This window comes from Palleronia pelagia (assembly GCF_900110115.1).
In the GTDB taxonomy this organism is placed as follows: domain Bacteria; phylum Pseudomonadota; class Alphaproteobacteria; order Rhodobacterales; family Rhodobacteraceae; genus Palleronia; species Palleronia pelagia.
On record NZ_FOCM01000001.1, the window covers coordinates 130,220 to 143,851 of the forward strand.

The 13,632-nt window shown below is 62.6% G+C and carries 12 protein-coding genes and 3 pseudogenes; 12 read left to right on the forward strand and 3 right to left on the reverse strand.

The features are described from left to right. Positions 1-124: 124 nt before the first annotated feature. Positions 125-601, forward strand: a complete 477-nt coding sequence (locus tag BMX96_RS00660) for an NAD(P)H-dependent oxidoreductase (protein ID WP_214606816.1) — start codon at positions 125-127, stop codon at positions 599-601. 226 nt (positions 602-827) lie between these two features. Here BMX96_RS00660 and BMX96_RS00665 read toward each other — a convergent pair whose 3' ends face one another. Together BMX96_RS00665 and BMX96_RS00670 are read right to left on the reverse strand one after the other, a co-directional pair. Next, complete coding sequence (locus BMX96_RS00665) at positions 828-1,211, reverse strand: hypothetical protein (RefSeq protein WP_091843133.1); 384 nt, start codon at positions 1,209-1,211, stop codon at positions 828-830. Further along, positions 1,208-1,834, reverse strand: a pseudogene (locus BMX96_RS00670) (recombinase zinc beta ribbon domain-containing protein); the annotation flags it as partial. The pseudogene BMX96_RS00670 and the gene BMX96_RS00665, both read right to left, overlap by 4 nt. Positions 1,835-2,861: 1,027 nt before the next feature. Here BMX96_RS00670 and BMX96_RS00675 point away from each other — a divergent pair. The 3 genes from BMX96_RS00675 to BMX96_RS00685 all read left to right on the forward strand — a co-directional run bounded on the left by BMX96_RS00675 (position 2,862) and on the right by BMX96_RS00685 (position 5,858). Next, a complete protein-coding gene (locus tag BMX96_RS00675; protein WP_091843135.1) occupies positions 2,862-3,068 on the forward strand; it encodes a hypothetical protein in 207 nt (68 codons plus the stop codon). Positions 3,069-3,242: 174 nt separating this feature from the next. Beyond that, positions 3,243-5,219, forward strand: coding sequence for a caspase family protein (locus BMX96_RS00680; protein ID WP_091843138.1), 1,977 nt, complete (start codon positions 3,243-3,245; stop codon positions 5,217-5,219). Positions 5,220-5,225: 6 nt separating this feature from the next. Continuing rightward, on the forward strand, positions 5,226-5,858 hold the full coding sequence (locus BMX96_RS00685) for a hypothetical protein (RefSeq protein ID WP_091843140.1): 633 nt from the start codon (positions 5,226-5,228) through the stop codon (positions 5,856-5,858). Between the two features lie 247 nt (positions 5,859-6,105). Here BMX96_RS00685 and BMX96_RS00690 read toward each other — a convergent pair whose 3' ends face one another. Continuing rightward, complete coding sequence (locus tag BMX96_RS00690) at positions 6,106-7,413, reverse strand: trypsin-like serine peptidase (RefSeq protein ID WP_091843143.1); 1,308 nt, start codon at positions 7,411-7,413, stop codon at positions 6,106-6,108. A gap of 107 nt (positions 7,414-7,520) precedes the next feature. Here BMX96_RS00690 and BMX96_RS00695 point away from each other — a divergent pair, with 107 nt between their 5' ends. From BMX96_RS00695 to BMX96_RS19805, 8 genes and pseudogenes are all read left to right on the forward strand, one after another. After that, complete coding sequence (locus BMX96_RS00695) at positions 7,521-8,639, forward strand: hypothetical protein (protein WP_091843146.1); 1,119 nt, start codon at positions 7,521-7,523, stop codon at positions 8,637-8,639. Positions 8,640-9,182: 543 nt separating this feature from the next. Continuing rightward, positions 9,183-10,448 carry a site-specific DNA-methyltransferase gene (locus BMX96_RS00700; protein ID WP_407944643.1) on the forward strand — a complete coding sequence of 422 codons (1,266 nt, stop codon included), beginning with the start codon at positions 9,183-9,185 and terminating at the stop codon, positions 10,446-10,448. A 10-nt stretch (positions 10,449-10,458) separates the two neighbouring features. Beyond that, entirely contained in the window at positions 10,459-10,959 is a 501-nt protein-coding gene (locus BMX96_RS00705) for a phage terminase small subunit P27 family (protein ID WP_236736903.1), read from the forward strand. Positions 10,960-11,026: 67 nt separating this feature from the next. Next, positions 11,027-11,740 carry a recombinase family protein gene (locus tag BMX96_RS00710; RefSeq protein WP_091843149.1) on the forward strand — a complete coding sequence of 238 codons (714 nt, stop codon included), beginning with the start codon at positions 11,027-11,029 and terminating at the stop codon, positions 11,738-11,740. 72 nt (positions 11,741-11,812) lie between these two features. Further along, the gene (locus tag BMX96_RS00715) at positions 11,813-12,100 is read left to right on the forward strand and encodes an SH3 domain-containing protein (protein WP_091843152.1); all 288 of its coding nucleotides are present in this window, start codon (positions 11,813-11,815) and stop codon (positions 12,098-12,100) included. 107 nt (positions 12,101-12,207) lie between these two features. Further along, positions 12,208-12,297 carry a hypothetical protein gene (locus BMX96_RS19800; RefSeq protein ID WP_269085873.1) on the forward strand — a complete coding sequence of 30 codons (90 nt, stop codon included), beginning with the start codon at positions 12,208-12,210 and terminating at the stop codon, positions 12,295-12,297. Between the two features lie 5 nt (positions 12,298-12,302). Further along, positions 12,303-12,857: pseudogene (locus BMX96_RS00725) on the forward strand (IS6 family transposase); the annotation flags it as partial. A gap of 526 nt (positions 12,858-13,383) precedes the next feature. Next, positions 13,384-13,574, forward strand: a pseudogene (locus BMX96_RS19805) (IS3 family transposase); the annotation flags it as partial. Positions 13,575-13,632: the final 58 nt, after the last annotated feature.

The following is a 13,632-nucleotide window of genomic DNA, read 5'->3' on the forward strand; positions in this document are numbered from 1 at the left end:
CGGCGACGAAGGCATCGGCGACGGCGTGTGCGGGATGCGCTGTCAGCCCAGGGGCGCGGGAACCGGGCCACCTGCGACGACTAACGGTGCGGCGGCCTCGTGCGCGGATGGCCCGTTCGCCAGCGTGACCGGCAGGGCCAGCAGTCCTGTCAGGACGGCGGCGGCGACCGTGATCAGCAGCAGGTACGCCATATCGCCCAGCCGCATCGGCGGCGTGCCGGTGGAGTGCGCCACGCAATGGTCGTGCCGCCTGAAGGCGTGGTTCGATCAGGTGGTACGCGTCAACAAGACCTTCACCTTCGACCTCGCACGCGGCGACCGGCCGCTCGAGCCGGTGCTATCGAGCAAGACTGTCATCGCACTGACTGCATGCGGCGAGTTCGGCTTCGGATCAGGCGAGTTGAACGAGGGCGGCGACCATCTCGTCCCGCATTTGCGTTCCGTATCCCGGTATCTTGGCATGTCCGAGTTTCACCATGTCGGCGTCGAGTACCAGGAATTCGCCGATCACAGGCATGAAGCGTCGAAGGCGGCCGCTTCACGGTCGGTCCGCGATTTGGGCGCCCGGCTCGCATCCTTGGCCGCCAGCGAGGCAGCCTGAGGCAGGCCGAGAAGTCATACCGCTCTACCACAAGACGATCTACCCTCGGCCTGTCGTCGCCCGACCTTGCGCGCGAGATCGCGATCGCTGAAGATTAGACCGGGAACGCGATCGGCGTGAAGCTATAGCAAGCTATCGGTCAACAGACCCGCGTCGCTGTTCCGTTTGCAGGAGCCGACCTTCACTTGTGGTGGCGCGAACGTCCGGTTCGGGCCGTTCGCTTCGCTCAGGATAATTCTACCCGTTGGTCCGACCATACGAGTGGGAAAGGCTCCATCCCACGCGCCAGCGTCAGCGCTTGCCCCTGCTTCCCGTCCAGGATGGCACCGACGATATCGGGCGCGAGCAAGGACAGGCGCAGGACGCGGGTCATGTAGGAGGACGCGATCCCTTCGCGCTCGGCCAGTTCAGCGATCGTGGTGAACTCCCCGGAATCCAGCATCCGCTTCCACCGGAAGGCGCGCGCCAGCGCCTTGACCAGCGTGCTGTCCTTCCGGCGCGGCTGGGCAGCGCCTTCCGGAAGTTGCATCTCTTTGCGCCCGCCGCGCTTCACGATCCGGAACGGGACGTGGAGCGTCACGGTGTCGGGGATCGGCGTTGCGCGGGTCACGCCGCGCGCTCCACTTTACCGGCCAACATCTCGCGCGCGAGACTGCCGAGGCCGTCGACACGGAGCCGAACGTTTAGCCCATCCGTGGCGATGTCGACGCGCTCGACCAGCAGCGCCAAGATGCGCGCCTGTTCGGCGGGGAAGAGTTCGTCCCAGAGCAGGTCGAACTGCTGCAGGGCTGCCCGCGCGTCGGCCTCGGTAATGTCGCCCTCGTGGGCGCGCGCCGCCTTCCACGTCCCTGCCACGATCTCGGGCTGGCGGAAGACAGCGTGCAGCTGGTCGATGACCGCCGACTCGATCTCGCCCGCGGGCACGCGGCCGACCGGGCACGATCCGGCGCCGTGTTTCAGCACCGTCTGGCTGACATAGTAGCGATAGAGCTTGTCGCCCTTGCGGGTGTGCGTCGGCGAGAACGCGGCGCCATCTGGGCCGAACAGCAGACCCTTCAGCAGCGCGGGCGTCTCGGCGCGGGTGCGCGCAGCGCGTTTGCGAGGACTCTCCTTCATGATCGCATGAACGCGGGCCCACGTCTCGCGGTCGATAATGGCGTCGTGCTCTCCGGGATAGCTCTCGCCCTTGTGGACCGCCTCGCCGATGTAAGCGCGGTTGTTCAGCATCCGGTATCTCCCGATGAATGGATAGTGCGACACGGGCCGGTAGAATACGAATTAGCGCAGGGCTACGACTGACTGAACGTGGCCTTGAGAGCCTGGTGCTTTACTGTTGTCGGCTCTTGGCGGCGCGTTTCTAAAAATGACTATATTACAGTTATTTATATCGTGATGCATGATGGTCGGGCCGATGGCGGATCGTCGATCCAGGGTTGTCGGCCGAGGCTGGCGGAGGGTTGAATGACCGTGGCGCCACTTCCGAAACGGCACACCACGGGGCGGGAACACATGCCAAGCGCAGTCCGGAAGATCGAAGCGCGTTCCCCGGCATCAGACCAGGTGTCGCAAGTAGCGGTCGACCTCTCGGCGCTGGTCATGCGACCGAAAGGGCCTGAAGCGACGGGGCGGCTCCGGCCGACACGGACAGCCGAAGGCAGTGGGGCCGGTCTCGGCAAGAGCCGGGGCTGGTCGTCCTATGCCTACCGCTCAAGGGCTCACCAACCGACACAGGGCATAGGTAGGCCGTACGCGATACCCGCGCGCGGGACGCGGACATGGGCGGTAGCGTGTCTGGTCGACCGACGTCGACAACGCGCCGCTCGCCAACTTCTCGCACGCGGGCTCGGTTTCTTTGGCCTGAAGAGCCGAAGATGACAATCTTAAGTTCTGAGCGGATAGTATCGGTTGCCGCCCGAGGACCCGCAAAGCAGCCGTTCATCCGACGATCAGCGAATGGCTGGAAGGAGGCCGGAGTACCTGATGCTGCGGCTCGTTCAAATGTGTGAGAAGCGTGCAGTGCCGCCTCTAGTCTCCGAATGGATCAGCCCAGAGCCGCCTTTCACCCTACCATCGCGATGCTGCAGTGCTGCCTACCGGAAGAGACATTCGCCGCGCCCGCAAGATCAGGCTGTCGGCGAAGTCACACATCTCGGAGGAATGCGGACCTTGCGGACGTTGATCTGCCGCGCAGCTTCGATCTACCAAGCTTCCGGATGACGCCCCTGACCGCCCAACAAATGGATGGAATTTCGAGGCGGTGATGAGCTCGGCCGACGTTCTGAATGGGTTCTTCGGCGACTGGCCGAAGGAGTTCTCGTTCGAGGAAGATCTGACCGGCCTGCACTGGCAGTATCGCGAGTTCACCCTATGTAGGGCCTTCACTTGGATCGCCCGGTACGAGAACGACACTTATCTCGGCTGTGATTATCTGTTTCCAGAAACGCGCGCGCTGACGTGGTCACGCTGATACGCGCCCGCCTGTATCAGCAGGAACTGCTGGTGCGGCTTAACGCAGAGCTCGGCCCGCGCATGCCCGAGAGCGTTCGCCAGATCTGGACGACGCGCGACGACGTGTTTCCTGCAAACCCCGAATCTGTGCTATGATACAAACGACGGACCGAAATTTTTATGGGATTTTGGGATGATACGCCGTTTACTTGTTGTGGTCGCATTTGTTTTCGTTGCTCTGCCCGCTTTGGCTGGGCTGGAAATCATAACGCCGAAACCGGCGCCGGAACTGCAAGCAGGAGACGGTCGTTACCTGACGCTGGTCGTGGGAAACTCGAATTATAACGCACTTCCTCCTTTGCAGAACCCGACCAATGACGCAGAGGCTGTCGCCGAGCTCTTCTCGCGCCTCGGCCATGATGTCGTCCTTCTGACCAACGCAAATGAGGATGTCTTCCGGGACGCACTGCGCACCGTGGAACAGCGCGCGCCGGAGTATGAGCAGGTCATGTTCTATTACGCGGGGCATGGAATGGCCTATGACCGGACGAACTATTTGTTCGCCACGGATTTTGTCTGCAAACAGAAAGAGGAATGTCAGGCCAAGCTGAAAGAAGACGCGATCAACATGGACGAGGTGGTCGAAAGCCTGTCCGAGGCTGCCGAAATCTTCATTGCCATTTTCGATGCCTGTCGGGACGATCCGTTCGATCTTGCGTCAAGCGATGGCGACCTAAACGGACTGGTCCGGCCTGCCGAATTCGATACCAATACGATGCTCGTCTATTCAACGTCGCCCGGCGCCGTGGCGATGGACGGTGCGGGCTCGTTCAGTCCGTTCGCGGAGGCGTTTCTGGAAGCGGTATATGCCACGCCGACGGCGGAGATCGGAGATACCCTGCGGCTTGTCAGGCAGAAGGTCGTCCGCACCACCGAGGGGCAGCAGGTGCCGTGGTCCGAAGATTCCCTGATCCAACAGGTCAGCTTCAGCGTTGCTGCTGTGGTCCCGCCGGTCGAACCCGAGCCGGAACCGCAGATCAACACAGTCAGCATCCAACCGCCAGCGGGCATCGACAGCGAAGCGCCCTGCGATCCGAGCGTGTCGAGCCCGTATCAGAGGTTCACTGCCGCGGCGGCTTTCGATGCGCTCGGACCCGAACCCGGCAAGCAGGCGCTAAATCGGTGGCTGGAAGGGCATCACAATATCTGCGGGATCGAGAACCTGATCGATCGGGCGATGTCCCGGTATCAGAGCATTCTCGTTCACAACATGCAGATCGCCGCCTTGTCCGTCGGACCGGACGGCAAGGGGGGTGAGGTACAGTCGCGGCGGCTCACGCCGCCCGAGGACAGCCCGCTCGGCACGCCTGGACGGCGTTTGTCGCTGCTGATCGGGATCAACGATTACGAGGCTCTGCCGGACCCGGGCACGCCCGGACCGCTGAAGGATCTACGATATGCGGAGAACGATGCCCATGATTTCGAACGCCTCCTGCGCGGCGGCCGGTTAGGCGAGTGGAATGTCAAGCCGATGATTGGTGCCAAAGCGCGTCGGCTTCCGGTCGTAACCGCGATGCGCCAGCTGCTACTCCGCGCGGAGGAGAACGACATCGTGCTCGTCTTCTTTTCCCGCCACGGAAGCTATGACCGCTACGACGAAGAGGACGTGTATCTGATGTTGAGCGACTCGGTCGAAGACAATGTCGAAAGCGGCTTGCCCATCGCCGACCTTGAGAACTGGGTCCGGAAAAGCAAGGCGCGGCAGGTCATCTTCGTTCTCGATGCGTGCCGCAGCGGGTATTCCTCTGCCGGTTCGAAAGGTCAGACGGATGCGCGAACCGGGCTGACCTATGACGCGCTCTTGACGAACCAACTTCTCGACGCGCCGAACCGGATTTTCCTGACCTCCAGTTCTGCCGATCAGTTGTCCTGGGAAGACACCGATCTTCAGAACGGCGTATTCACGCATTTCCTGATCAAAGCCCTCGATGGAGAAAGCCACGACAGCATCCCGAACCGCTTCGTCGATTTGAAGGAAGTCTTCGATTACACGCACGAGCAGGTATTCCAGCATAGCTCGCGCACGACTTGGATGGATGTGCAGGAGCCGCAGATGCGGGAAATCAGCGGCAAGTCGGTCTCTGGTTTTGCATTGGCCTATCGTGACTGAGGCGCAATGCTGAAGCTGCTGATCGAGAAGCTGGCCGCAGCCTGGACAAGCGCCGGGTGGGGCGCGCGCGCGGCAATTGCACTCGGCCTGATAGCTGTTTTTTTCGCCGCTTCCCGCACGGGCTATCTCGGCGCCGATCTGCAACGCCTCAACCGCAGCATGATCAGTGTCACCATTCCCGGGCTCGACGTGCAGGTCGGGACGGTGGCGCTCTCCGCATCGTGGGCGGTTTCATCGGGCAGCGAAGCTATTCCACTTTCGCAGGGCGGCTTCTGCCGGTCCGGCGATGTCGTGTCGCTCGACTATGCGGCCTCCGAACAAGGCTGGGTGTTCGGCGTGGGACTCTCGCCATCCGGCCCCTATCCGATCCTGGGCCAGGGTCTTGCGGCCCGCCCGGTCGCAGCGAACGCGATTTATGCCACGGAAGTGCGGCTCGACACCGAAATCGGGATCGAATTCTTCGGGCTCGGTTTCTCGGCGACACCGCTCGCGGAGGACGAAGTTACGGCTCTGGTCAGGCCTTATGATGCGTTGATGGAGTTCACCGATGGCGGACGCGGCGGAGCGGTCTTCGCGCTCTTCGAGCCGAGCGGGCAAGTGTTGGCGACGCGCAGCCATTACTGCCTGCACGACGAGTAATCCTCACGTGAATGCCCGCTATCGCGTGGCTACAAATTGAGTTTCGCGCTTGCGGCGTATGACGGATCCCCGCCCTCCCTGTTTGAACGCGACGTCGTCATGCGCAAACAGCGGCCGTCGGAACCTGGCGCAGCGAAGTAGTGGTTTGTCCCACACAGCTGCCGTCTGCACACCCACGGTGAGGGTCTGGTTCGAGGCAGTCGACGGCCAAAACGAAACCGTTTCCGGTACCGGCGGAATCAACCTCTTAGTCACGGTGCCAATTGAGTGTAATACTAAGGCTCCCATTGGGTGCGACGCGATCAAGCAGTTGATCGAGCAGGTCGCCTCGAGTGCGGTCAGGCGCTCGGCGCGCCGCTTCGAGCTCGGGGCCCACGGCGGGCACTCCGTTCAGCGGGTCATCGGCAGCGCCTGTGATCTCGTCCCATTGGCGCGCAATTACGGCGCGCATGGCGCGGCGGACATCGATTTGGCCGTTGCCCATCTGCCAGTCGGCCAAGATGCGGTCCCGGATCGCGGCGTGCTTCGGGCGCTCCGGGAACTTGGCGCCCGTGAGCCCTTTCACGATTCGCGACGTCCGTATCCCCTTGTTGGCAACGTGTACGGCGAGGCTTGGGTTACGGTCGTATTCCTCGTCGGAAACAGGATTGCCGAGCTCATCGATCCGTCGGCCCTCCTTGTCGCGAGCCGCAACCGTGGCATGGTGCACTGCGACGACCTCCCAGTGGCGGTTGAAGACCGGCGAGCCCGAGGCTCCGCGCTCCGTGTCCGAGGTGTACCATAGCGCCTGGTCGAACTCGCTCTCGCGGTGGTCCTGAAGGAAGACCACGGTCGAGTCGTGCAGCACCACCGACTTGCGCATGCCCTTGGGGTACTGGACGACGCCCGTCGGGTCGCCGAGCGCGATCTTGCCCTGGTCGGGGATCATGGGATGCCAGCCGAGGCGGCGCGAGATTTCTGCGCCCTTCGCGGGGTCGAGTGCCACGATGCTCACGTCGAGCCCCTCGTCCGTCCACCAGAAGTGGTCCGGCGCAAGGTCGCAAGCCGGGAAGACGGTCCGGCCGTCATACGTCTCAAACCCGATCTCGGTCAAAGAGGCCACCGTTTCCGACGGCAGGACATGGTTGTTCGTCATGATCATGCCTGGTGCGCATATGAAGCCGGTGCCGAAATAGGAGCCGCCGAGCGCGTCGAGACGTCCGATCGAGCGTGCGGCGACGAGGCCCTTTACGAAGGTGTCTACGCGCAGGAAATCGCTGCGCCCCACGGTCGCCTCCCGCTCCAAAGGTGGCATGATGCCGGACTGGGCCAACTCCCAGAGGTCGCGCATCGTGACGGTCTCGTCGCGCGCAACCCGCTTGGCCCGCCGATTGTCGGGATCGGCGGGCAGCGCGCCGCGCACCTTCGCTGACACGGTTTCGGCAGCGATACGGCTCACCATGCCGCCATACCCATCCTCTGCTTGGCGATTCAGGGCTTGCCGACGCGCTTCAACCTCCGCAAGCACGGCATCGTGAGCTTCTTGGCCGTCAGAGGGCTCATCTTCAGAGGTCATACGCACCCTTCGGTCGTTAGGCAAAGGCTAGCATGTGACGGCCACTTGACCTAGGGGCAACTTCCGCCGCAGGCTCCGCCCTAGCACCCGTGGCGAAGGGGGAGGCCATGACGAACGATCCGGAGGAGACGGCACGCGGTCTCGGCAAGCTGGATTACGCCGATTACCTCGAGATGATTGGCGATCCCAAAACGCCAGACGAGCGCATCCTAGACTACTCCTTGATCGAGCGCGGCGCGAGCGGCTTCGAGTTCGTGCTTCGCCCCGATCCGGAAAAGGTCGAGATGACCGAGCTTCAAGAGGAACTCGAAAGCGCGATGGCGATCGGCAATGCCGCCGCCCGGTTCCGACGGCATCGCGAGACCCGCGCGCGCATCCAGAATGGCGACGAGCGGCCGTTTTTGGTCTCGGAAGGCGACAGCTGGTTCCAGTTCCCGATCCTCATCAAGGAGGTCATCGACCATCTGCGCCCGCACTACACCATTGCGTCGTTCGGTGCGGCCGGCGACACGGCACAGAACATGGTCTTCGGCCCACCCCGGCGCGGCGGGGCCGAGTTCCTGACCGAACTCTGGCGCCATCGCAGCCGCGTGCAGGCCTTCCTATTCTCGGCCGCAGGCAACGACATCATCGGCGAGGACCTGGCCACCGGGGATGCCGTTCCCGCGCTACGGAAACTTTTGCGCGCGCCCGTGGGTGCGGACCCGGATGTGCGCGACGTGGTAGACATGGAGGAGCTTGAGCGCCGGCTCGGCAGCCTGAGACACGCCTACCGCTCGGTAATCGCCAACGTCCGGGGCTTGGACAGCGCCGACCGTCCGTCGCACCTGCCGCCGTTCTCGAAGCTGCCGATCGTGATCCACGGCTACGATTACCCGTTTCCCTATCCGACGACGCCCGAGGTCGGCGGAGCGCCTGAATGGCGCGACCCGCGCTATGCCAAACAAGACCAGTGGCTGGGTTCGGCCTTCTCGCACCACGGTATTGACGACGCACGGTTGCGGCGCGAAGTGATCGTTTTCCTCTTGGACCGGCTCTACGATATGCTCTCCGGCTTAGCGGGCGACGCGAGCGAGACTGGTATCTGGCTGGTAGATTGTCGCGGTGCCCTCCCAAGGGTGACTGACTGGAACGACGAGATCCACGGGACCTCCGATGGTTTTCAAAGTATCGCCGCGCGCTTCCACGACGTTCTCAACAATGCCATCGCACCGCAGGTTAGGTGATATGACGGCATTCTAGAACGTACATCGCTGTCGCTTCGGCATCATGATCGGACAAGTCCAGAAAGCACCATTTTTGGCGCAAGCAGATTTCCGGTAGCGGGATTGGGCTCAGTAGCAGTGAAGGGCCGCTTCGTCAGTACAGCAGAACATCGCAGCGCCCGGAAACGTCGGCCGCTTTGGTCCCAAGCACTCGCACGATCATCGTAGTTTCTTTTGCGCTCCACCACGGACATCGAGTTTTTTGGACCGGAGCAGCTGAACTCACGATCCGGCGTTGAACGCCCTTCGTCTGTTTATGCGACAAATCCCTATCAGTACTTATAAGAGAAATGTCGCCTAAATCGCTGTGGAAAGGCGGGCGTCTAAAAGCGCCAGCGCTGCTGTCTCTCGCGCCAGTCCAGCATCGCGCGTCATGAGCGGTTCCCAGTAAATTGTCGGCTTATGTCTTTTGTCTTCGTAAAACGACATAAATACAATTAGTTAAATCTCTGATATTCTGCCGCAGAACGGAGCGAGTGTGCTTCGGTAATCCGAGGCGGGGTCATGGTCGGTGCAGAGCGTCACGCAGAACACATGCCGGGAGCGCAGACGGTCGAGCGGCGCTCGGTCGACGCACTCGTCCCCTACGCCCGAAATGCCCGAACTCATTCTGGCGCACAGATCGCGAAGATCGGCGGATCGATCCGCGAGTTTGGATTCAACAACCCGGTGCTCGTCGACGGCGAAAACGGGATCATCGCGGGTCATGGCCGAGTGCTGGCCGCGCGGAAGCTGGGGCTCGCCGAGGTGCCGGTGATCGAACTCGGCCACCTCTCTGAGGCGCAGAAACGGGCCTACATTCTCGCAGACAACCGTCTCGCCGAACGGGCGGGATGGGACCGGGAGCTGCTCGGTCTTGAGCTGGCCGACCTCGGCGATCTCGGGATCGACTTGGGCGAGATCGGCTTTGAGGGGGCGGAGCTCGACGCGCTGCTGTCTAGCGGGCTCGCGAAGGACGGCGAGGAGGCGACGCCGGAGCCACCGGTCGATCCAGTCAGCCGCGTGGGCGATCTCTGGTGCCTCGGGGCCCACCGGCTGCTGTGCGGCGATGCGACCGACCCCGACGCCGTTGCGCGGCTGCTCGTTGGTGTGGTGCCCCACCTGATGGTCAGCGATCCGCCCTATGGCGTGAGCTACGACCCGGCCTGGCGCAACGAGACTGGTGCGGCGAAGACGAAGCGGACGGGAAAGGTGGGCAATGACGACCGGGCCGACTGGCGCGAGGCCTGGGCGCTCTTTCCGGGCGACGTCGCCTATGTCTGGCACGGCGCCCTGCACGCGGGCACCGTTGCCGAGGGCCTCGTTGACACCGGCTTCGACATCCGCGCACAGATCGTCTGGGCCAAGGAGAGACTGGTTCTGAGCCGGGGGCACTACCACTGGCAGCACGAGCCCTGCTGGTATGCCGTGCGGGGCAAGGGACACTGGTCTGGCGACCGCACGCAGTCAACGCTTTGGTCGATTCCGAACCGTGACCAGGACGCCGAGACCGTGCACGGTACTCAAAAGCCGGTCGAGTGCATGCGTCGACCAATCCTGAACAACTCCAGCCCCGGACAGGCAATATATGAGCCGTTCGCCGGATCCGGCACGACCCTGATTGCTGCCGAGACGACTGGACGTGTCTGCTGCGCGATTGAACTTGATCCTGCTTATTTGGACGTCTGTGTTCAACGCTGGCAGGCGTTCACGGGACAACAGGCCGTGCTGGCGGGCAGCGGTGACGCCTTCGCAGACGTCGCCCGAGCGCGCCTGGGGGAGGCCCCATGAGGCCCGATCGATGATGCGCGGACGCAAACCGAGGCCGGACCGCAAGTCCTTGAAGGATACGCCGCTTGCCGCCTTGCCTCGCTGCCCCCCTCATCTGTCGAAGATTGCCCAGAAGGAATGGCGTCGCCTCGCCACCCCGCTCTTTGACGCGGGCATTGTAACCCTCGCCGACCGAGCAGCCTTGGCGGCCTATTGCCAGGCCTATGGGCGATGGGTTGAGGCCGAGGAAAGGCTGAAGGAAACACCGCCGTTGCTGAAGGCCCCATCCGGCTACGTCCAGCAGTCACCATGGCTGTCGGTGGCCAACAAGCAGTTGGAACTCATGGGGCGCTACATGGGCGAATTGGGGCTCACGCCCGCGGCCAGGTCTCGTATTCGGACCATGAAGGGAGACGACACCAGCCCCAAGATGGAATTCGTTATGATCTACGAGGACGGCCCGAGCCAGGCACAGCTGGAAAGAGATGAGAAGGACGGGGTCAAGCGCCACTATCTCGACGCCCGCCTCTGAACCTCCGTACACTCAGCGCCGCCTTTACGGTACACATCTGCGCAACCAACGTCAGGCAGGTGTGTACATGGTCAAGAATGCTGCCCCATCGCAGAGGCTCGTCGCCTACGAGCGGGTCTCGACAGCCCGGCAGGGGCGGTCCGGGTTGGGTCTGGAGGCGCAGCGCAAGGCGATCGACAACTACGCGGCCTCCCGCGACGCCGAGGTCATCGCGCGTTTCACCGAAGTGGAAAGCGGCCGCAGGAATGATCGGCCGGAGCTGGAGAGTGCTCTGACGCTCGCGCGTCTCACCGGCGCCACGCTGGTGATCGCCAAGCTCGACCGCCTGTCGCGCAACGCCGCCTTCTTGCTGACCCTTCAGGGCAGCGGCGTCCGCTTCTTAGCCTGCGACATGCCCGAGGCGAACGACCTGACCGTTGGGATCATGGCCTTGGTGGCGCAACAGGAGCGAGAGGCGATCTCGAGGCGCACCAAGGAGGCGTTGGCGGCTGCCAAGGCACGAGGCGTGAAGCTCGGCAATCCGAACGGTGCCGCGGCACTCCGGCGTGCAGGCAAGGGTGGCGCGGCCCTGCGCAAGGTGGTGACTGCCAATGCCGACGCCTTCAGCATGTCTCTTGCGTCGGTCATCGCCGACATCCGCGCCAACGGCCATGCAACGCTTCGCGATATTGCAACTGAGCTCAATGCCCGAGGAATACAGACGCGCCGCAGCCGAATCTGGCACGTATCAAGCGTCAAAAACCTGCTGGAGCGTATGCGCACCGCGTCGCCAACCGACTGATCTGACCGGTGCGACCCGTTGTAACACCGATCGGATTGCGGCAGGGAGATGAGGACAGTTTGGGGGACCGGCATGACACGTCACACAATCACGGCAGTCGTTGCAATCGCGCTCCTGACCGGCTGTGGCACCGTGGGCGGCGACCGTTCAGTGGTTGAGCGAACGGGCCCGGATGAGCTCCTGAAACTCCGCGCCGGGCCGGGCCTCGGCTTTCGAGTGATCCTCGGTCTGCCGGATGGCACGGAGTTGATCCGGCGCGATTGCGTGACAGAGATTGGTCAACTCTGGTGCCGGGTTTCTCTCGCGGATGCCCCCGGGATCACCGGCTTTGTTTCCGCGGACTACATCTCCTTGCCGTGATCAGGTTCACTCAACTGTAAGCGGAAGTATCAAGAGACCAGGTCAATCTCCTGCTGCCCTGCATCCCTGCAGCGCAGGCCCAGAAGCGCGTCGCCCACAATGAAGCGCTGCGGTTGCTCGATGGACTGGTCCAGCTTTCCGTACTCGTCCGGGACCTGACGGCGCCGCCCGGGAACTCCGCCGATCGCTACCGCTAAGTCCCCGGCACTGGTGGCTTAGGTTCGGGCCGATGTTCGCCTCGGAGATCCGCATGCGTCGTATCGAGGGCATGAAGTCCAGCCGCTGGCGCTGGCAACCCGACGAGATTTTCGTGAAGATCAACGGCGAGCGGCGCTATCTCTGGCGCGCTGTAGATCACGAGGGCGAGGTGCTGGAAAGCTAGGTGACGAAGACCAGGGACCGGAAGGCGGCGCTGAAATTCCTTAAGAATGCGATGCGGAAGCATGGTCGCCCTGAGGCGATCGTCACGGACAGGCTACGCTGATACGGTGCCGCGCTCAAAGAACTCGGGGCTACAGGACGCCAGGAGACTCGACGATGGCTCAACAATCGAGCCGAGAATTTGCACCTGCCGTTCCGAAGAAGAGAGCGTGCGATGCCCCGGTTCCGACGGATGAGAAATCTTCAGAAATTCGCCGCCGTTCACGCTTCGGTATCGAACCATTTCAACCATGAACGCAGCCTCTCAAGCCGGCATATTTTCAAGCTAAACCGCACCGCCGCTCTTGCCGAGTGGCGCGATCTCTGTGCGATATAATGGACGGCGCCTCTGTCCTGACAGTCACCAGTTCGCATTCGTTCGACAGCACCGGATTGACCAAGTGAGCGGCGAAAGGGCCGCAATATTGTCGCAAAGAGCATCATTGTTTCTGGAAGCACAACAGTGAGCAGCTTCGACAACGACCGTTTTGCGTGATTTGGTGAGACCTGACTAATTGTACAGGTTGTGTGAGGGCAGGAGCGTGGGGCATTCTTGAGCCACGATATCCGTCGCATTTGGGTATTCTGTTATCATTTAATGGGCCGGGCCAGAAATGGTCCGGCCTACATCTTTTGCCGGTCTTGCGGGCGCACAGCGCCGGTTGTCATCGTGGTGGGCCGGCAGGGTAACGAACTCGGTAGGTTGATCTTATGGCAGACGATCCGTCTCCGGCGGGGGAGTTTAGTGATCTAGCAGTAACGATTTTCCGCTTGAGCGCGGCTGCTCTGCCCCCCGAAAACTGGACCGTTCGAAGCTGGAGGTTCCGGCTCAGCTTTCCCGGCTGGGAGAGCAGCGGAGTCGCATGCAGGCATCAAGGTTCATACAGGCGCAGAAGGCGATCATCCTGAAGCAGGGCGAGGACAGAACGCCCGTGACAGAGTCTGCCGTAAGGCGGGGGGCAGCAGACGACCCACTTCAGCTGGACGAAACCGTGGTGGCTTGCTGCCGGACGAGATGCGCCGTCTGAAGGCGCTCGAGGACGAGAATGGTCGAGAATTTTATCTTGATCGGCCAACGCGGCGCCGCTAGCGTTGAGGACGTTCGGGGTTGG